The organism is Flindersiella endophytica (assembly GCF_054779015.1).
On the sequence record NZ_BAAGYY010000013.1, the window covers coordinates 436,875 to 455,483 of the forward strand.

The window sequence follows — 18,609 nt, forward strand, 5'->3', positions numbered from 1 at the left end:
CTGGTGTGTCGTGGCGCAGGCCACGGGTCCAGCGCTGGCGAACAGCGCTTCACTCGAGCGGTCCCGGAGTCCTTCATGCCCTTGTTCGCGCGGGTGTTCGCCCGCGACTTCAACCCTGACTACCGTCGCCTGTGGCTGGCATCGGCCACCACCAACCTCGGCGACGGCGTGCTGGGAGCGACCGGTCCGCTTCTCGTCGCTTCCCTGACCTCCGAGCCAGGCCTGGTCGGCCTGGCCGTACTCGTTCAGCAGCTGCCCTGGCTGCTGTTCGGCCTGCTCAGCGGCGCCCTGGTCGACCGGTGGGATCGACGGCGGCTGATCGCGGTCGTCGACGTCTGCCGGGCGGTGGCGATGGCCGTGCTCACGCTCACCATCGTCACCGGCCAGGTGAATCTCGTCGTGGCCTACGTGGCGCTGTTCCTGCTCGGCGCCGGTGAGACGCTGGCCGACGGCGCCGTCGGTGGGCTCGTGGTGCTGACCGTGCCGGCGGAACGGCTCGGCGACGCCAACGCGCGGCTGATGGCGACCACGATCATCGGCAACCAGCTGGCCGGGCCGCCGCTCGGCGCGTTCCTGTTCGCACTCGGCCACGCGTACCCTTCGGCGTTCCAGGCGATCACGTACGCCGCGACCGCGATTCTGCTGGCCAGGCTCACGGTTCGGCAACCGCGGGCCGGCCGATCGCCGGCCGGGAAGACCAGCGTGTGGGCCGACATCATTGCGGGCCTGCGATGGCTGAACCGCCGGCCCGCACTGAGGCTGCTGGTCGCCACGGGCGGCGTGATGAACCTGACGTTCATGCTCGGGTTCGCCACCTGGGTGCTCTACGCCACCGAGGTGCTGGGCCTCAGCGCGTTCGGGTTCGGGCTGCTGGCGACCTGTTCGGCCGTCGGTGGGCTGGCCGGGCCGTGGGTCTATCGCCGCATCGAACCGATCCTGGGCGCGGTCGGCGTGCTGCGGATCGGCCTGTGCTTCGAGGCGATCGTCCACCTCGTGCTGGCGGCGCATCCCGGTGGCGTGTGGGTCGTCGCACCGACGATGGCCTTGTTCGGCACGCACTCCATCATGTTCGGCGCGGCCGAAACGACCGTGAGCCAACGGGTGACGCCGTTCGAGCTGCTCGGCCGGGTGAACAGCGTGCGCCAGTTCGTCTCCCTCGGCGTCGTCCCGATCGGAGGAGCCCTGGGCGCGCTGATCGCCCAAAAACTCAACCTCACAACGGGATTCTGGATCGCGGGCGCGGCGATGCTCGTCGTCGCCGCCGTCGCCTGGCGGCCGCTCGCGGTGCTGCGTCCAGACTGACCGGCAGGTGACTCCTGGCGGTTATCGCAGGAGGGCGTGGAGGCGGAGGAGGTTGTCGCGGTCCATCAGGTAGTCGATACCGGCCTGCGTGTCGGGCCAGTCGAAGCGTTGACCGGTCCGCAGGGTGGCGCCCGCTCGCCAGACGGCCATCAGCAGATCGTAGACGCTGGCCCGGGCCTCGTCGGGCGCTCCTCCGTACCCCTCGTAGAAGGCCGGCGGGACCAGGCCCGCCGGCCGGAAGTCGAGCTTCATGACGTCCCACCACGGATCGCCAGCGCGGGCGTCGTCCCAGTCCAGCCATCCCGCGCACGACCATGAACCGTCCTCGCCCCGGCTGAGGATGGCGTTGTGAGGCAGCGGATCGTTGTGGAGCAGCCGGGATCCGGCAGTCAGCGAGACGGCGTGGCCGGCCGCCTCCGCGAGCTCGTCGAGCACCGGATCGTCGATGTGGTCGCCAACCTGCCCAAGGATCGTCTCGAGGTCGGATGCCAGGCTGGCGGTCGCCCACCGTCCCCAGCTCTGCGAGAAGGGCACCACTCGGTCGCCGACGATCTCGCCGGCTGCGGGCAGCTCGATCTCGTGGATGCGCCGCAGGGTGGCGCCGAACGCGCGCCAGGCAGCCCTCTGCTCGGTGGGCGAGCACTCGACCAGGACCCGCTCCAGCGTCACGCCTTCGACCCACGGCAGCAAGGTCCCGGAGCGGCCCTCGCAGGACGCCGCCGCCAGGATCGGCGGCGCGGGGACGTCGTGCCTGCGAAGCAGCGCATGCAGCCAGGTCTCCTTGAGCAACCTGCCGGGATCCTCGCCGCCGCCGTGAACGCGGGCAACGAACCGTTGGCCGCCCTCGGACTCGACGACGAACACGTCGTTGGACGACACCCGGAACAAGTCGACCCGGCAACTGCAAGGCAGCCCGGCATCGGCCACCAGACGCGCGAGAAGCGGTTCCGGCGACGCGGATTCTCCCGACATCCTCCGATCATCTACGCAGGAGGTCGGACATCGCCAGCGAGTTTGCGCGCCCGCGACACTTCGAGCTCCGCCGGGCTACGCCGCCGGCCCGGCGGAGCTCCAGTGCCGCAAGGGCCTACGGCTGCAGGTAGACCCGGCTGTAGTCGAACTCGTAGTACGTTCCGCTCAGTGCCGAGGCCGGCAGCGAGTGGTTGACAGACGCCACCTGTGTGTGGCCCCAGCCCGCGTCGATCAGGAAGCTCATGTTGATCGGGGTGCCGCCGGCGGTGCCGTGGACCGTCCAGTTGATCGTGCCGTGCTGGACCTCGTGGCCGTCCATGTAGACGCTGAACGTGTTGTCCTTGCGGTACAGCCATTGCCAGGTGTGGTACTGCGTCGCGTCGAAGCTGGTGACGCCGCCGGCCGCCATTCCGTCCGGCCAGGAGGAGTAGTTGATGGCGTCGGAGCCGCAGACGCTGTTGGAGTGCCACAACCGGCCGTCGTAGTTGGTGAAACCGCCGCCGTTGTCGAAGCCGAACGACTCGACGACGTCCATCTCGGCACCGCAGTCCCAGATGTTGCCGGACGTCCAGAGCGCGAACCAGAAGTACGGCGGCGTGACCATCCGCACCCTGGTCTCCCAGAGAATGTCCTGTCCCAGCAGGGATCCGCCGTTCGGCAGCGTCCACTTGGCCTGGATCGAGCCGTTGCCGACGTTGTGCTGGGTCGGCGTGACCGTCGTCGCGCCGTCCAGGGGGATGAGGAGCGTCTTCATGGAGGTGGAGGTGTACTGGCGGACAGGATTGGCCGGATCCTCGACCGGCTGTCCCGACAGTGCCGTGGCTGCGGTGGGCGCCACGATCTTCGAGCCGTAGTTGGTGCCGTTCATGATCGTGCCGAACTGGTCGTGGAACTGGAACTCTCCGGCCAGCGCCGTGTTGTCGCCGATGTTGCCGGACGTTCCGAAGTCCCAGTTCTTCGTCAGCGTGAACGCCTCGTCCTTGAACGCGCCCGCTGGGCGCGGCGCCGGCGCGTGCCTGGCGGACTCGGTGCCGGCAGCCGATGCCGCCGCCGGAACGGCTGCCGCCGCGCCTGTGCCGCTCCACACGGCCGCCGCGACGGTGAGCAGGGCCAGTGGGCCCGTGAGTCGGATGCTTCGCGTCACTCTCTTCTTCGTCATCGTGCAGAACCTCTTGGTCGATTTGGTCTCTGCGTGCTGGGCTGGAGGAACCATTACTGTTAGCGCTAACAGACGTTCACAGGCTAGGACTGCTCATCAGCCGCGTCAACGGACTACGGTTACGGAAGAAGAGCACGAGGAAGGTTTCACCGATGCCGGGCAGGGTCGACCGCCAGAACCCCACGCTCGCCGACGTCGCCGCGCTTGCAGGCGTCTCGCACATGACGGTGTCGCGGGTGATCAACAAGGCGCCGCACGTCAGCGAGCACACCAGGCAGCTGGTCGAGCAGGCGATCGCACAGACCGGCTACGTCGCGCACCACGCCGGCCGCAGCCTGGTGACCCGGCGGACCAACTCCGTCGCGTTCGTCGTCGCCGAGTCGCAGCAACGCTTCTTCGACGACCCCGTCTTCGGCGCGATGATGCTCGGCGCCAACGAACGCCTCGCCGCCGAAGGCATGCAGCTGGTGTCGATCGTCTGCACGACCGAGGCCGACCACGCGCGGGCGTCGCAGTACATCCGGGGCGGGCACGTCGACGGCGCGCTGCTCGCCTCGTTCCGGCGAGGCGACCCACTGCTCTACGACCTCGCGACCGCACACGTCCCGGTCGTGATGGCAGGGCGGCCGCCACGGTCGCGGCGGATCCCGTACGTCGACGTCGACAATCGGCAGGCCGCGCGCGACATCGTGAAGCACCTCGCCGTCACGGGGTCCAGGCGGATCGCCACGATCACCGGGCCGCTGGACATGAGCTCCGGAAAGCACCGCCTGCAAGGCTTTCTCGACCTGCTGGAGCTCGAGTCCTCATCGGAGCTGGTGGCCCGCGGCGAGTACACCCGTGCGTCCGGCCACGCGGCGATGCTCGAGCTGCTGGGTCGGGTGCCCGACCTCGACGCGGTGTTCGCCGCCAACGACTCGATGGCCGCGGGCGCGCTGGACGCCCTGCGCGCGGCCGGCCGCCGAGTGCCGGACGACGTACGGGTCGCCGGCTTCGACGACTCCCCCATCGCGACAGCCACCCGACCGCAGCTGACGACCGTACGCCAGCCGCTGGACGAGATCGGCCGGAACATGGCCGACCTGATCGTCCGTCAGATCGCCGGCTCCACCGACGTCGGCCCGGTCATCCTCCCCACCAGCCTCATCATCCGCGAGTCCGCCTAGCCGTCCATCGTCTCGCCGACCCCTGCCAGCCTCGGGAGCCCAAGCGTGCCCGGGCCGAACATGACCGAGCCGACACCGGTCAGCCCTGAGCTGAGGATCGCGCGCAGGACGTGCACGGCTCCGTCGCCCCCGTTCTCGGAGTCCGCGGCGATCGCGAGCTCGGCACGGCGATCCCGGTTGAAGTCCCGGAACGCCAGCTCCGATCCGAACCTGTCGTACGCCTCCGCGGCACCGGGCAAGCCGGCGGTGTCCTGGTGGAACAGCAGGACATGCCCGAAGTCGAGCCCCGCGCTTCCGCTCGCACTGAACAGTGCGAGCAAACGTGGTTTCATGACGCTCGCTTCAGTCCAAGCCGCCGAACACGGCCTGCGAAGGAGTGATGCCGAGCTGACGTGGACCGAACATGACCGACCCCTGGCCGGTCAGGCCTGTGCTGGTGGACTTGAGCACGAACACAGCACCCTCGTCCTCGACGGTCCCGTCCTCGAGGGCGGCACTGGCGATCAGGTTCGCCCGCCCGTCGGTCACTTTGTCCAACTCGCGAAACAGCAGGTCGAGTCCGAGATTGTCGCCCGCTTCCACCGCGTCCGGTACACCTGCCGAGTTCTGGGTGAAGTGGTTCGTCCGGCCGAAGTCCAGGCCGCCCCCGCCGCCGTAGATGACGGTGATCGTGCCGGCGTCCAGCCCAGCGGCGGTGGTCCCGACATCTTCACCGCCGCACCCAATCGCCAGCTCGGCGAAACCGTCGCCGTCGGCGTCGCCGATGGCCAGCTTGACGCCGAACCGGTCGTCTGGCTCGGCCGTGTCAGGCACACCGGCCGTGTCCTGCGTGATCAGGGTGAAGCCGCGACCAGTATCCAAACCCCCGCTCGACCCGTACCAGAGCCGCGCGAGGCCTGCGCTCCTGATGCCCGAAGGCCCAACCGTGGTGTTGGCCGCGGCGACATCGGCGAAACCGTCACCGTCGACGTCGCCTACAGCGGTCTGGGATGATCCGGGAGTGGTGACTCGCTGAGCGGGAGTCGCCACGAGGCCCTCAGCCGAGCCGGTATACAGGGTGAGCCCACCCGTCGAGCCGTTGAACTCGGCTCCAACCAACAGGTCGCTGAATCCGTCGCCGGTGACGTCACCTGCCGATAGCTCACCTGGGACAGCGGTATGCGTTATCCACGTGATGTCGAGTTTGCTGCGGAAGCCCGCGCCAGGACCACCGGCTATGACCTGGAGCGGTGCCGGGTCGTACTGGCCAGACCCGACCACGATGTCGGCGTAGCCGTCGTTGTCGAAGTCGGCGGACACGACGTCACGGCAGTACGCACTGATCGGTTGTGCCGTGGGCGGCACCAGCTCGTAGCCACGGTTCAACCCGGTCGCGCTTCCGAACGCCAGCATCAACACGCCGGTCTCATACGGTGCCCGGCGCTCGTCTGGCGCACAGATCGCGATGTCGGAGTATCCGTCACGTTGAAGTCACCTGAGGTGTGGTTGGCACCGAAGAACTCCAGGCGCGCTGCCGTTCCGGGCACCCAGCTGATGCCCTGCTGCAGTCGCTGGCGTTTCGTGGTATCCAGACCGGTTGTGCCGCCGTAGACGATCGCCACGACACCGGCGGCGACGAGGTCGTTCACGGTCGCGTTGGCCGCGCTAACCGCGAGGTCCGGATAGCCGTCGCCGTTGTAGTCGCCTGGCTTGGCAGGCGTGGCGGCGGCCGTTCCAGGCACGGAGACGAACAAGGTGCCCGCTGCTACGCCACAGGCAGCGAGCAGCGTGAGGACACGACGGGACAAGCTCACGGTGGTTTCCCCCCACAGGAAAGCGATAGCCGAAGTCGCCACGGCATAAGCCCATCGCGTACGCTCCGACCACGTGAACCGAGGTTTTGAGTTGCTGATCCTGGACAACGACGGTGTGCTCGTCGACAGCGAGCCCATCGCCAACCGGGTGTTGTCGAGCCTGCTGACGGAGTACGGCGACCCGACGACGTTCGAGGAGACGGTCGAGCGCTACATGGGCACCAGCCTCGCCCACACCCGGGAGGTCGTGGAGGCCAGGCTCGGCCGCCCGCTGCCCGCCGATCTCGAGGATCGCTACCACCAGGAGCTGTTCGAGCGCATGCGTGCCGAGCTGCGGCCGATCAACGGCATCGAGGCGGCGCTCGACGCGATCGATCTGCCGACCTGTGTGGCGTCCAGCGGCACCCATGAGCGCATCGAGTACGCCCTGAAGACGACCGGCCTCTATCCCCGGTTCGCCGGCCGGATCTTCAGCGCGCAGGACGTCGAACGCGGCAAGCCGTTCCCCGACCTCTTCCTGTACGCCGCCGAGCACCTTGGTGCCGACCCCAGGGCGTGCGTCGTCGTCGAGGACAGCCCGTACGGCGTGCAGGCCGCCAAGGCCGCCGGCATGACCGTCATCGGCTACGCCGCGATGACTCCGGCCGAGCGGCTCATCGAGGCCGACACGCTGATCACGACGATGGCCGACCTGCCGGCGGCTCTGCTCGCCTGATCATGCCTGTCGCCATCATGCGCGGCTGGTCGCCACAGTTCGGCGCCGCACAGTGGAACGTGTCGCAGTGCATCATGAACACGTCACCTGCCTGACCGCACAGCTCCACCACACGCAGCGGTACGCCATCGGCCTCGCCGCCTTCGTCGAGGTACCGTCGCACGCGGTCCACGCCTGGCGCGGCGTCGCGTTCCCACAGCGCCCGCAGCCACGGATGCTCCGCACCCAGCTTCTGCCGGAGCCGCTTCGGGTGCGGGCCGTCGTCGCCGGCATCGGCGTAGTCACGCAGCAGCCGATGCGAGCCGGTCAGGACGAGCGTCGCCCCACCGCTGGGCTCGATGTCGTTCAGCAGCGCGAAATACTGCACGGCCCGCACTCCGGAAGCGCCGTCGAACCAGGTGAAGTCGTTGTGCCACGCGGTCGTCGGCACGTCCCACGGCTCGCCGTCTCGCCGGGGGAACGTGACGAGCAGCCCGGCCCAGCGCCTGGGCTCCTCCCACTCCCCCAGCAGATCGTTCAGCGCCGAACGCACCGTCAGGCTGCCGATCCGGGCGAACTCGTGCCGCCGGGCGAGCTTCTGCAGGCCGGACAGGCGTTGCTCGACCAGCCAGGTGTCGGGATCGGCCGGCTTCATCCCGTGCGCCTCTGCCGCGTGCTCCCAGATCCGGTCGCACATCAGCGCGGTGTCGGCGGTCCGGATCGCGCCCGGCAGTCGCAGCAGCCCGCAGCGTTCGAACTCCTCATGTTGCTCCGTCGTCAGCATGCGGTCTCCTTCCTCGAAAGCGCCCCGGAAAAGAGAACGCCCGGGAGCCAGGGAGATCCGATGCGCGAATCTCCCTGACTCCCGGGCGTTGGAAGTCGAGTCTCCCCCGGGAGCAGGTCAGTCGTCGTCTACGACTGTAGGCCGGTGGCGTGCCGCACGCGAGCGATTTAACGCACGGCGTAGCCGGCCGCGCGCAGAGCGGCCTTCACCTCACCGATCCGCAGGTCGCCGAAGTGGAAGACGCTCGCGGCCAGCACCGCGTCGGCGCCGGCGGCGATCGCCGGCGGGAAGTGCTCGGGCTTGCCGGCTCCCCCGCTCGCGATCAGCGGAACGTCGACCACCTTGCGCACCGCCGCGATCATCTCCAGGTCGAAGCCGTTCTTGGTGCCGTCGGCGTCCATCGAGTTGAGCAGGATCTCGCCCGCACCCAGCCCGGCGCCACGCTTGGCCCACTCGACCGCGTCGATGCCGGTGCCCTTGCGCCCGCCGTGGGTGGTGACTTCGTAGCCGGACGGCGTGGGCTTGACGTGGTCGGGCAGCCGCCGGGCGTCGACGGACAGCACCAGCACCTGCGACCCGAACCGCTGCGCGATCTCGTGGACGACCTCGGGCCGCGCGATCGCGGCGGTGTTGACCGCCACCTTGTCGGCGCCGAGACGCAGCAGCCGGTCGACGTCCTCGACCGTACGCACCCCGCCACCGACGGTCAGCGGGATGAAGACCTGCTCCGCCGTCCGGCGTACGACGTCGAACGTGGTGTCACGCGCCTCCAGCGAGGCCGACACGTCGAGGAACGTCAACTCGTCGGCGCTCTCGGCGTCGTAGAGCTTCGCGAGCTCGACAGGGTCGCCGGCGTCGCGCAGGTCGGCGAAGTTGACGCCCTTCACCACCCTGCCGGCGTCGACGTCGAGGCAAGGGATCACGCGTACGGCTAGGCTCACAAATCCCGAGGATATCGGGAGCGAACTCGCGCGAACTCAGCCGAGCCTGCGGCGATAAGCGGTGCGAAGACGCAAGGAGGCATCGATGACGGTGCACCGGCCACGCACCGACGCCGCACTGGCCGCCGAGATCCGCGACGATCCCGACCATACGTTCGGCCTGCTGTTCGAGCACTACAGCCCGCTGATCTACAACTACGCGTTCCGGCAGACCGCTTCCTGGGACCTCGCCGAGGAGATCACCTCGACGGTGTTCCTCGAAGCCTGGCGCAGTCGCCACCGGCTGCGCGTCGAGAACGACTCGGTTCTGCCGTGGTTGTACGGCATCGCGACCAACGTGTGCCGTCGCCAGCGGCGCACGCTGTTCCGCCGCGGGCACGCCATCCGCCGGCTGCCACCAGTGCTCGACGAGCCCGACCACGCCGATGACGTGGCGGGCCGGCTCGACGACGAGCGGCGGATGGCGGACGTACTGGCCGTCATCGACCGGTTGCCAACGGTCGAACGGGATGTGGTCGTCCTGGTGGTCTGGGAAGAGCTGGACTACCGGTCCGCCGCTGTCGCACTCGGCGTCCCCATCGGCACTGTCCGGTCCCGGCTGAACCGGGCCCGGCGGCGCTTGTCGACCTCCCTTGCCGCACCACATGTCCAGGAGCAGCAATGAACGATCTATCGCCACCGCCACGGCGGTCGATCCCGGAGTACCGGAGGATCCGCATGCGCGACGAGCTCGACAACGAGATGCACAGCATCGGCAGGCGAGACAGCCGGCTGCGTAGGTTCGGCGTTCCGATCGTGGCGGCCGCGGCCGTCGTAGGCCTGGCGGCCGGCGGGTACGCCCTGTTCGGGGGCAACGGCCGCGAGATCAACCCTGCCGGCGACCGGTCCACAGCGTCGGCGACGCCCACAACGACCCCCACCACGCCCACCACGACGAGTCCGCCGAAGACCCAGCATCCGACTCCGAACCGGCCACCTACCAAGCAGACCGATCCGGACCAGCCCACCAAGTCCCTGCCCGCATCCGACGCGAACCGGGCGTACCGGATCTGCATCGGGCTCGCCCGCGACCACGGCGATGTCATGGGTGAGCCGGTCAGTGGACTGTCCGGCAAGCTCGCGATCGAGAACGACGAGGGCATCACGGCAGTCGTCGCGAACAGCACCGACGCCTACACCTGCAACGTCAAGCCCGACACCGCGGTCTCCCCTCCGCGTCCGCTGGACTCGGCGGTATCTCCGGAGACGTTCGCCATCGCCAACAACGTCACCAGCAACGTGCTGCCGGGCGATCGTGGTGACATGTTCTGGGGCGGCGGTGGCCTCCCCAACGGTGTCAACAGCATCACCTACACCTTCGCCGACGGCCACCACGAGCAGGCGACCGTCAAGAACGGTTTCTGGGCGATGCAGTACTTCTCCGCCGGACCGATGAACGGCGCCTCGTCGGATCCGGTCAAGGTGAGCGTGGACGGCCCGGGCGGCCAGCGAGAGCTGACGCTGCGGTGGGGCGACCACACGTGCAACCAGGTCAGCCACGGCTGCTGACCCCGCCATTCGCCACAGGCCAGTGCCGGTCATCGCCATCTGGTGTTCGAGCACCGTTGGTGTTTCTCAGCCAGGGTGATGACCATGAAGTCGCAACGAGTTCTGCGCCGTGCCGCAATCGCTGTCGCGGCGACCGCCACACTGCTCCTGGCCGGACCGGCCGCCTCCGGTTCCGGCCTGAGCGGTGACGACGTTCGGATGAACCAGATCCAGTTCATGGGTGCGCACAACGCCTACCACCGCGAGATGCAGCTGCCCGAGGTCACCGAGTCGCTGAAGATCGACCCCGGCCTGCCGTCGTGGGCGTACTACTCGCACGCCTCGATCCCGACCCAGCTGCAGCGCCAGCACGTCCGGCACGTCGAGATCGACATCTATCCCGACCCGGACGGCGGGCTCTACTCCAACCCGCTGCCTCGCCAGCGGCTCGGCCTGCCGCCGCTGGAAGGCATGTCGGAGCCGGGGTTCAAGGTGATGCACGTCGCCGACGTCGACTACAACACCAGCTGCCGTACGTTCGTCGTCTGCATGCGGCAGGTACGGGACTGGTCGCGGGCGCACGAGTCGCACGTTCCGATCGTCATCCAGATCGAGCTGAAGCAGACCGACGACCGCTGGGAGCAGCTCGGTGGCGCGGTCGCCCCGCCCTGGGACGCCAAGCTGCTCGACGACGTGGACAAGGAGATCCGCTCGGTCTTCACCGAGCAGGAGCTGATCACGCCGGACGACCTGCTGAAGCCGGGCCTCACGCTGGAGCAGTCGGTGCTGACGTACGGCTGGCCGAAGCTGTCGTGGGCGCGCGGCAAGGTGATGTTCTTCTTCGACAACGTGGGCACGGGCGGGTCGTACCTGCCGATGTACCTCGACGGGCATCCGAACCTCACCGGCCGTGCGGTGTTCGCGCAGGGCGGCCCGGGCGACCCGTACGCCGCGGTGATGCAGGTCAACGACCCGCGCGGCGACAACTCCGCGAAGATCGCCGACCTCGTGCGGCGCGGCTACTTCGTTCGTACACGCTCGGACGAGGGCCAGAAGACGATCCGCGACAACGACCTCACGCGGAACGACGTCGCGCTGGGATCGGGTGCGCAGTTGCTGACCACGGACTACCCGTCGGTGGGGATGACGGCGAGGTGGAACAGCGACTTCGTGGCCGAGTTGCCGGGCGGAATCCCGGTGCGCTGCAACCCGGTGAACGCACCCCGCGGCTGCAAGGCGTCGACGCTCGAGCCCTGACCCGCCGAACACCGGTGGAGTTTCGTATGAAGGGCACCCCCATGGGCGTGCCCTTCATACGAGGAAGATCAGCCGGCGGACGGCAGGCGCTTCGTCACGAGGTCCCAGATGCGGTGGGACAGGGCGAGCTTCGACCCCTGCGGTACGGGCGTCTCGGAGCCGTCGGCGCCGAGGATCACGGCTTCGTTGTCGGCCGACTCGAAGCCCTTGGCGGCGCCTACCTCGTTGACCACGAGGAGGTCGCAGCCCTTGCGCGCGAGCTTGGCGCGGCCGTAGTCGAGCACGCTCGACGTCTCGTCGCCGGTCTCCGCGCCGAACCCGACGACCACCAGTCCGGCGTGCGGACGGTCGTGTGACAGCTCGGCGAGGATGTCGGGGTTCTGCACCAGCTCGACCACGGGCGCGGAGCCGTCGTCGGCCTTCTTGATCTTGTGCTGAACGACGTCGGCCGGGCGGAAGTCGGCCGGCGCGGCCGCCATCACCACGGCGTCGGCATCGGCGGCCGCGGCCAGGACGGCCTCCCGCAGGTCGCGAGTCGACACGACCGGCACGAGCTTGATGCCCGCGGGCTCCGGTAGCGAGACGTTGGCCGCCACCAGCGTCACCTCGGCGCCACGTGCGACCGCGGCCTGGGCCAGGGCGTACCCCTGCCGTCCGGACGAGCGGTTGCCGAGGTAGCGCACGGGGTCCAGGAACTCACGGGTGCCGCCGGCGCTCACGACGACCCGGCGCCCGGCCAGGTCCTGTGGGAGGCCGGCGCCGCGGGCCAGCACCGTCGTGGCCAGCTCGAACAGCTGTTCCGGCTCCGGGAGCCGGCCCTTGCCGGTGTCGGATCCGGTGAGCCGCCCGCTCGCCGGTTCGACGACGAGCACACCGCGCGAACGCAGCGTGGCGACGTTGGCCTGGGTGGCGGCGTGCTCCCACATCTCGGTGTGCATCGCCGGCGCCATCACGACCGGACAGCGGGCGGTCAGCAAGGTCGAGGTCAGCAGGTCGTCGGCCTGGCCGTGGGCCGCCCGCGCCAGCAGGTCGGCCGTCGCCGGCACGACGAGCACCAGGTCGGCCTGCTGCCCGAGGCGTACGTGCGGGACCTCGTGCACGTCGTCCCAGACCTCGGTGTGCACCGGCTGGTGCGACAGCGCGGCCCAGGTGGCGGCGCCAACGAACTGCAGCGCACTATCCGTGGGTACGACCCGGACCTCGTGCCCGGCCTCGACCAGGAGGCGCAGCAGCGTGCAGGCCTTGTACGCAGCGATGCCGCCCGATACACCCAGCACCACCCGGCGGGCGGCGCTGGAGTCGGACGGCATCGGCTGGAGCTTCTGGTGAACTCAGAGCGACTCAGGAAGCCGGCGGAACATCGGGCGTCGGCTCGATGTCCTCGCAGGTCAGCAGCCCTTCGTCGATCTCGCGCATGGCGATCGAGAGCGGCTTCTCCTGCACGTGGGTGTCGACCAGCGGACCGACGTACTCGAGCAGGCCCTCACCGAGCTGGGCGTAGTAGGCGTTGATCTGACGAGCGCGCTTCGCGGAGAACAAGACCAGCTTGTACTTCGAGTCGCACTTGGTGAGCAGGTCGTCGATCGGCGGGTTCGTGATGCCCTCGGCGACGGGATTGGTGCCGGTCAAGCTCAAGCCTCCGGTTGACGTGTGAATACCACGGCGGCACAAGGCGACCGCTGCGGGCGGAACGGAATCAAGGCTACCAACTACGTGCACACCGTTAGGACCGCGGTGTTGCCACACCGTCTGGCAGCCTGGATGCCGCACCGCCCAGCGCAGTTTCGCGGCTCCTGAATCAGGACTCTCAGGACTCGTCGAACTCTGCCTTGAGCGCAGCGACCTGCTTGTCACCGAGACCACGCACGCGGCGGGTGTCGGCGATTCCGATCTTGTCCATGATCTGCTTGGCCCGGACCTTGCCGACGCCAGGCATGGCGCAGAGCAGGTCCATGACCTTCATCTTGCCGATGACCTCGTTGGAGTCGCGCCCTGCGGCGACGATCTCGGACAACGAGGCACCAGAGTGCTTCAGACGGTTCTTTACCTCGGCGCGCTCCCGGCGGGCCTGCGCCGCCTTTTCGAGCGCAGCCTGGCGAGCCTCAGGAGTTAGTTGTGGCAGCGGCACGAACGGTCACCTCGGGTGCATCACGACTGTTGGATGGTGGGCATATCTTGTAACGCGTTCCCGGGGGTCAACCCCCCGGCTAGGCAACCTACCCACCCCAGTGGAACCCGGTACACCCGGGTCCCACCGAAGCGTGGTGGGCCAACCCTTTTGAGCTGGTCTGGCCCAGTGGTACGGATCAGGAGCAGCGGTCCTGAATGTCCTTCTGGATGCTGGTCGACGCGCTCTGGATGTCGCCGATCTTGCTCGCCGCCGAGGACGGGTCCTCGTCGAGCGCCTTCATGGCGTCGGCGAACGTCTGCCAGTCATCCTTCACCTCGTCAGGCGCCACGTCAGCGATCTCCTGGAACTTCTCGGCGCTGGAGCCCGCCTTGCCGGCGGTCGCCTGCGACATGAAGTCGTTGCCCAGCTCCTTGACCTTGTCGCAGTATTCCTTGTCGGCGCTGGAGCAGGCACTGAGTGCGCCCAGGGCGAGCACGACCGATGCGAGGAAAACCCCCGTACGACGCATTTTGTCTCCTTTTCCAATGAAATAGGTCGATCGCGCACTCTATCGCAGGCCAGGGACATCGCGTTCGAGCTAGGACGTGGCGTTCAGGTCGATGCCGCAACGGTCCTTGGTGTCGGTCTCCAAGGTCTTGGTGTCGGTCTCGACCTGCTTCGACAGCGACTGGACCTTCTTCGCGTCGACGCTCTTCGGGTCCTTTTGGTACTTGTCGGCCATATCGAGCAGTTCGGACATGGTCTTCCACTCGTCCTGAACGTCGCTCGGCGCGGCGTCGCTGATCTCCTTGAACTTCGTCCGAGCCGTCTCCATGGCCTTGGCGTCCTTGAAGTTCGCGCCCTGGAGGGTCTTGTCGTTCTGAGCGTCCTTGAGCAAGCCGCAGTACTTGTCGTCGCCACTCGAGCAGCCTGTGACGCCGGCGAAGGCCAGTGCGATGGTCACGAGGATCAACCCCGTACGCCGCATGTGTTCCCTCTCCCTAGATTTATGTCTGAGTCGGGAGAAGTTACTACATGTCCGGGTTAGGGACGACTCGACCCGTACGCGATGAAAGGCGTGTTGGCGAAGTCGGGCTTGCCGTACCGGAACGGCTGACCGTCAGGCGTCAGAACGATGCCGCCGGCGGCCTGCAGCACTGCGTGGCCGGCCGCGGTGTCCCACTCCATGGTGCGGCCGAACCGGGGGTACAGGTCGGCCGCGCCCTCTGCGATCCGGCAGAACTTCAGCGAACTGCCTGCCTGCACGCGCTCGGCGACCTGGACGCCGGCCAGCCACTCCTCGGTGGCCGCGTCGAGGTGGCTGCGGCTGACCAGCACGCGGCTGCCGTCCGGTCCGGGCGCGACGACGCCGAGTGGCTTGGCGCCAGTGGCTGCCTGGTCGCGTACCTCGGCGACGCCACGGCCGCCGACGTAGGTCAGGCCGAGCACAGGTGTGTGCACGACGCCGAGCACCGGCTCACCGGCCTCGACGAGCGCGATGTTGACCGTGAACTCGCCGTTGCGCGACAGGAACTCCTTGGTGCCGTCGAGCGGGTCGACCAGGAAGAACGCGGCGCCAGGCTCGAGCACCGGTATCCGCCCCGCGGCGACGCTCTCCTCGGCCACGACGGGGATGTCGGGGGCGATCTCGGCCAGTCCGGCCAGGATCACCGCCTCGGCGCGCAGATCGGCTTCTGTGACGGGCGAGGAGTCGGCCTTGACCTGGACACCCTGTTCGTCGGCGGCGTACACCTCGAGGATGGCCCGTCCAGCGGCTTCGGTGAGGTCGGCGATGGCAGCTAGCACGACGCCCGAGCCTACCGGCCGATCCTCGGCCGGCCCGAAGCACAGACGACCACGTTCACGCGTGCCTGGTGCTTTCGGTGGCACGGTGAACGTGGTCGTTCGCGATGACCAGTGTCAGGTGGTCGGAAGAGCGGCTCGGCGGGTCAGCTGCCGGCGCACTTCTTGGCGTCCTCGGTGATGTTCGTGGTCGCGGCGTTGAGCTTGTTCGACAGCTCCGTGAGCTTCTTGGTGTCGGCGTTCGCCGGGTCTTCCTGTGCGTCGACCGACAGCTGGACGATGTCGGCGAGGAGCTGCCAGTCTTCCTTGCTGGCCGGCGGCGCGGAGTCGGCGAGCTCCTGGTACTTGTCGGCGAACTTCTGGTCCGGCTTGCTCATGCCCGACATGATGTCGCCGCTGAAGCCCGCGAGCTTCGTGCAGAACTCCTTGTAGTCGGCCGGCACGTTGTCGCCGATCTCCGGCGTCGTCGGGGTGTCCGAAGCCGTCTCGGACTCGGTCGGAGTGGGCGTGGCCTCCGAGCTCGGAGAGCTGGTCTCCGAGCTGGTCTCCTGTGCCGTCGGTTCATCGGTGTTGCCGCAGCCGGTCAGCGTGGCCGCCAGCGCGAAGCCGGCGATCGCGACGAGTGTTCCCATGCGTCGCATGTTTTGAGTCGTCCTCCCAGAAGACTTGGGGCCTGCGTGCCCCCGTTGGTGTGTTCATGTCCCCGTGACCGGATGCAGCGTCCGGAATCGGACGTTGGCCACGACCCGGAACACCATAGTGCCTGCGAGCAGGGCTTCGCCCCCCGCCCGTATGGAACGGGATCAGCCGGGCAAATCGGCTGAGATCTGGGCAGCCGCTGCTCGGAGGCTGTCGATGGACGGCCCGTGCGCGAGCAGGCCGCGGGAGGTCGCGGGCAGGACGTTCTTGATGGCCGCGCCGAAGATCCTGGTGAGATCGGCGGGCGTTCCGCCCTGGGCGCCGAAGCCGGGTGCCAGCAGCGGGCCGTTGACTCGGGCGAAGTCGATGCCGGCCGCTTCGTCACCGACCGTGGCGCCGACGACCGCGCCGAGGCTGCCCATCGGCTCGGCACCGGCGTTGGCCTCGGCCAGCCGGTCGAGGATGGTGGCCGCGACCGTACGTCCGTCGGCGGCGGCTCTGGCGGCCTGGACCTCCGGGCCTTCGGGGTTGGAGGTGAGCGCCAGCACGAACACGCCGGCGCCGTGCTTGGCGGCCGCGTCGTAGAACGGCTGCAGCGAACCGAACCCGAGGAACGGGTTCACCGTCAGCGCATCAGCAAACAACGGCGACGCGGGGTCGAGGTAGGCGTCGGCGTAGGCCTGCACGGTCGACCCGATGTCCCCGCGCTTGGCGTCGAGCAGGACGAGCGCGCCCCCCGCCCGCGCCGCGGCGATCGTCTTCTCGAGTACGGCGATGCCGCGGCTGCCGTGCCGCTCGAAGAACGCCGACTGCGGCTTGAAGATCGCAACACGGTCAGCAAGCGCCTCGGTAACCGTGAGCGCGAACCGCTCCAGCCCAGTGGGATCGTCGGGCAACCCCCACTTGGACAACAGCGAAGCATGCGGATCAATGCCGACGCACAACGCCCCGCGCGCGTCGATGGCGGCCCGCAACCGGGCACCGAAAGTAGCGGTCATCTGGTTTCCTCGTCTGGATCGGCCGATCGGCCGGAGGCGATGGACAGGTCGAAGCCGGCCGCCACAGGCGTGGCTCGCACAGCCAGCGTGGCAGGCACAACCGTTGCTGGCGCGGCCAGTGCGGCTCGCGTGGCTGGCACAGCTCGCGTGGCATGCGGAGCCGCGGCCGGTGTGGGAGCCACGGCGGAGTGCGCGGTCACGGCGGTTCCTCAGAAGGGCCAGCGGGCTGCCCCGGAGGCGCGGCCGGGTCGAAGCCGGGTTGGGGCGGCAAGGGAGGCGCGCCGGGGGTTGTAGGCGGCAGCGCGCTGCCATCGCCTCCGGGCCAACCGTCAACGGCCGGCGGCGGTGACATCGGGCCACCCTGGCCACTCGGCCACCCCGCGGGCGGCGGGCCTCCAGTCCACGCCGGGCCGGTGGGGACGGGTGGGCCGGCCATCGCGGGCGGGGGGTTCGGGGGCTGCTCCCCCGCCTCCAGTTCGTCGGCTGGGTCTGGGGTGGGGTCCCTACGGAGCATCGGGATCCGGGCGCGCAGCTCCTCGATCCGGCGGCGGATGGCCGCCGCCTTCTCGGCGGCGTCCTCGAGGTCGTTGCCGTCCTCGGCTTGGACGACCGGGATGCCGCGGGCCGCCGCCATTTCGCGGAGGCAGTGGTCGGCGCCGTGGACCTGGGCCAGGACCGCCGAGGCCAGGAGGCCGCCCTGCAGCTCCTTCTCCTTGCGTACCCAGCCCTTGTAGACGATCTCCGACACCACCCGGCCGTCCCTGGTCACCTGGTCGGTGGCTCCGTCCAGATCGCGGGCGCCGTCGACCAGGCCGAGGACGAACTCGAGCTCGTCCTCCAGCGCGACCATCGACAGCACGACCAGCAGGTCGACCGCCTTGCCGACGGCCCACTTGCGGCCGGGCACCGGCGGGAGGTACTGCCGGAGCCGGTCGACCTCGCGTTCGAGCACGGCGCCGCTGATCATGTCGGAGACCCGGCGGGTACGTAGGGCCACCACCTTGTCCCACTCGATCTCGTCGCCGTCGAAGCCGACCTTCCGCGGGCCGATGTGGACAGCGCCGAAGCCGTCGAGCAGGCCGAGGGCCTTGACCGCGATGTCGGGCACGTGCGGCACCTTGTCGACCAGCGAGGCGAGCGAGACCTCCCACGGCTCCGTGAGGTACGGGGTCGGCGCTTGGAACAGCCGGCTCAAGTGGGTCGCCAGCTCGTCGATGTCCGGCATCTCCGGCATCCCCGGCAGGCCGGGCAGCTTCGGCAGCCTGCGCCCGCGCTCCTTCGGCCGCTCCTGCACGGCGCCGGACGACGCGCCGTCCGCCGGCGAAGGTTCGTCGGCCGGTTCGTCGACCGGCTTCAGCTTGCCCAGCAGCGGCAGCTCGCCGAGCTCCGGAAGCGCCGGCATGCTCGGCATCCGGAACCGCCGCTTGGGCGCCCCTGGCTGTTCGGTCTCGTCTGACATGTGCC

The 18,609-nt window shown here is 68.9% G+C and carries 22 protein-coding genes; 6 read left to right on the top strand and 16 right to left on the bottom strand.

Going from position 1 to position 18,609, the window contains the following annotated elements; genetic code table 11:
* Window positions 1-75 precede the first annotated feature (75 nt).
* Window positions 76-1,302 carry an MFS transporter gene (locus ACYVF6_RS14315; RefSeq protein ID WP_460521175.1) on the top strand — a complete coding sequence of 409 codons (1,227 nt, stop codon included), beginning with the start codon at window positions 76-78 and terminating at the stop codon, window positions 1,300-1,302.
* A gap of 21 nt (window positions 1,303-1,323) precedes the next feature.
* Here ACYVF6_RS14315 and ACYVF6_RS14320 read toward each other — a convergent pair whose 3' ends face one another.
* Both ACYVF6_RS14320 and ACYVF6_RS14325 read right to left on the bottom strand, forming a co-directional pair.
* On the bottom strand, window positions 1,324-2,274 hold the full coding sequence (locus ACYVF6_RS14320) for a phosphotransferase family protein (protein WP_460521177.1): 951 nt from the start codon (window positions 2,272-2,274) through the stop codon (window positions 1,324-1,326).
* A gap of 115 nt (window positions 2,275-2,389) precedes the next feature.
* Entirely contained in the window at window positions 2,390-3,433 is a 1,044-nt protein-coding gene (locus ACYVF6_RS14325; RefSeq protein ID WP_460521179.1) for a LamG domain-containing protein, read from the bottom strand.
* 152 nt (window positions 3,434-3,585) lie between these two features.
* On the opposite strand from ACYVF6_RS14325, the gene ACYVF6_RS14330 reads away from it, so the two are divergent.
* Entirely contained in the window at window positions 3,586-4,599 is a 1,014-nt protein-coding gene (locus tag ACYVF6_RS14330) for a LacI family DNA-binding transcriptional regulator (protein ID WP_460521181.1), read from the top strand.
* Here the strand turns inward: ACYVF6_RS14330 and ACYVF6_RS14335 are convergent.
* From ACYVF6_RS14335 to ACYVF6_RS14345, 3 genes are read right to left on the bottom strand one after another with little or no spacing between them, the layout of a single operon-like run.
* Entirely contained in the window at window positions 4,596-4,931 is a 336-nt protein-coding gene (locus ACYVF6_RS14335; RefSeq protein WP_460521183.1) for an FG-GAP repeat protein, read from the bottom strand. The genes ACYVF6_RS14330 and ACYVF6_RS14335 overlap by 4 nt on opposite strands.
* A gap of 10 nt (window positions 4,932-4,941) precedes the next feature.
* Window positions 4,942-5,991: an FG-GAP repeat domain-containing protein gene (locus ACYVF6_RS14340; RefSeq protein ID WP_460521634.1), complete on the bottom strand. Its 1,050-nt coding sequence runs from the start codon at window positions 5,989-5,991 to the stop codon at window positions 4,942-4,944.
* A complete protein-coding gene (locus ACYVF6_RS14345) occupies window positions 5,991-6,392 on the bottom strand; it encodes an integrin alpha (protein ID WP_460521185.1) in 402 nt (133 codons plus the stop codon). Before ACYVF6_RS14345 ends, ACYVF6_RS14340 begins: the two co-directional genes overlap by 1 nt.
* A gap of 73 nt (window positions 6,393-6,465) precedes the next feature.
* Here ACYVF6_RS14345 and ACYVF6_RS14350 point away from each other — a divergent pair, with 73 nt between their 5' ends.
* Window positions 6,466-7,107 (top strand): HAD family hydrolase, encoded by a 642-nt coding sequence (locus ACYVF6_RS14350; RefSeq protein WP_460521188.1) that lies wholly within the window; start codon window positions 6,466-6,468, stop codon window positions 7,105-7,107.
* Here the strand turns inward: ACYVF6_RS14350 and ACYVF6_RS14355 are convergent.
* Window positions 7,067-7,870, bottom strand: coding sequence for a phytanoyl-CoA dioxygenase family protein (locus ACYVF6_RS14355; protein WP_460521190.1), 804 nt, complete (start codon window positions 7,868-7,870; stop codon window positions 7,067-7,069). The genes ACYVF6_RS14350 and ACYVF6_RS14355 overlap by 41 nt on opposite strands.
* A 167-nt stretch (window positions 7,871-8,037) precedes the next feature.
* Complete coding sequence (gene hisF / locus ACYVF6_RS14360) at window positions 8,038-8,811, bottom strand: imidazole glycerol phosphate synthase subunit HisF (RefSeq protein ID WP_460521192.1); 774 nt, start codon at window positions 8,809-8,811, stop codon at window positions 8,038-8,040.
* Between the two features lie 85 nt (window positions 8,812-8,896).
* On the opposite strand from hisF, the gene ACYVF6_RS14365 reads away from it, so the two are divergent.
* The 3 genes from ACYVF6_RS14365 to ACYVF6_RS14375 all read left to right on the top strand — a co-directional run bounded on the left by ACYVF6_RS14365 (window position 8,897) and on the right by ACYVF6_RS14375 (window position 11,595).
* Entirely contained in the window at window positions 8,897-9,475 is a 579-nt protein-coding gene (locus ACYVF6_RS14365; RefSeq protein WP_460521194.1) for an RNA polymerase sigma factor, read from the top strand.
* Window positions 9,472-10,359: a hypothetical protein gene (locus ACYVF6_RS14370; protein ID WP_460521196.1), complete on the top strand. Its 888-nt coding sequence runs from the start codon at window positions 9,472-9,474 to the stop codon at window positions 10,357-10,359. The genes ACYVF6_RS14365 and ACYVF6_RS14370 overlap by 4 nt, the downstream gene beginning before the upstream one ends.
* Window positions 10,360-10,443: 84 nt before the next feature.
* Window positions 10,444-11,595, top strand: coding sequence for a phosphatidylinositol-specific phospholipase C1-like protein (locus tag ACYVF6_RS14375; protein ID WP_460521198.1), 1,152 nt, complete (start codon window positions 10,444-10,446; stop codon window positions 11,593-11,595).
* A 68-nt stretch (window positions 11,596-11,663) separates the two neighbouring features.
* Here the strand turns inward: ACYVF6_RS14375 and coaBC are convergent, their stop codons facing one another.
* The 9 genes from coaBC to ACYVF6_RS14420 form a co-directional block, all read right to left on the bottom strand.
* Window positions 11,664-12,905 carry a bifunctional phosphopantothenoylcysteine decarboxylase/phosphopantothenate synthase gene (gene coaBC, locus ACYVF6_RS14380; RefSeq protein WP_460521200.1) on the bottom strand — a complete coding sequence of 414 codons (1,242 nt, stop codon included), beginning with the start codon at window positions 12,903-12,905 and terminating at the stop codon, window positions 11,664-11,666.
* Window positions 12,906-12,936: 31 nt separating this feature from the next.
* Window positions 12,937-13,224, bottom strand: a complete 288-nt coding sequence (rpoZ, locus tag ACYVF6_RS14385) for a DNA-directed RNA polymerase subunit omega (protein ID WP_460521202.1) — start codon at window positions 13,222-13,224, stop codon at window positions 12,937-12,939.
* A gap of 178 nt (window positions 13,225-13,402) precedes the next feature.
* A complete protein-coding gene (gene mihF, locus ACYVF6_RS14390; protein ID WP_460521204.1) occupies window positions 13,403-13,723 on the bottom strand; it encodes an integration host factor, actinobacterial type in 321 nt (106 codons plus the stop codon).
* 178 nt (window positions 13,724-13,901) lie between these two features.
* On the bottom strand, window positions 13,902-14,234 hold the full coding sequence (locus tag ACYVF6_RS14395; RefSeq protein ID WP_460521206.1) for a hypothetical protein: 333 nt from the start codon (window positions 14,232-14,234) through the stop codon (window positions 13,902-13,904).
* Between the two features lie 69 nt (window positions 14,235-14,303).
* Window positions 14,304-14,693: a hypothetical protein gene (locus tag ACYVF6_RS14400; RefSeq protein ID WP_460521208.1), complete on the bottom strand. Its 390-nt coding sequence runs from the start codon at window positions 14,691-14,693 to the stop codon at window positions 14,304-14,306.
* A 56-nt stretch (window positions 14,694-14,749) separates the two neighbouring features.
* A complete protein-coding gene (cysQ, locus tag ACYVF6_RS14405) occupies window positions 14,750-15,511 on the bottom strand; it encodes a 3'(2'),5'-bisphosphate nucleotidase CysQ family protein (RefSeq protein ID WP_460521210.1) in 762 nt (253 codons plus the stop codon).
* Window positions 15,512-15,654: 143 nt separating this feature from the next.
* A complete protein-coding gene (locus ACYVF6_RS14410) occupies window positions 15,655-16,140 on the bottom strand; it encodes a hypothetical protein (RefSeq protein ID WP_460521212.1) in 486 nt (161 codons plus the stop codon).
* A 171-nt stretch (window positions 16,141-16,311) separates the two neighbouring features.
* Window positions 16,312-17,145: an orotidine 5'-phosphate decarboxylase gene (gene pyrF, locus ACYVF6_RS14415; protein WP_460521214.1), complete on the bottom strand. Its 834-nt coding sequence runs from the start codon at window positions 17,143-17,145 to the stop codon at window positions 16,312-16,314.
* A 196-nt stretch (window positions 17,146-17,341) separates the two neighbouring features.
* Window positions 17,342-18,604, bottom strand: a complete 1,263-nt coding sequence (locus tag ACYVF6_RS14420) for a hypothetical protein (RefSeq protein ID WP_460521216.1) — start codon at window positions 18,602-18,604, stop codon at window positions 17,342-17,344.
* Window positions 18,605-18,609: the final 5 nt, after the last annotated feature.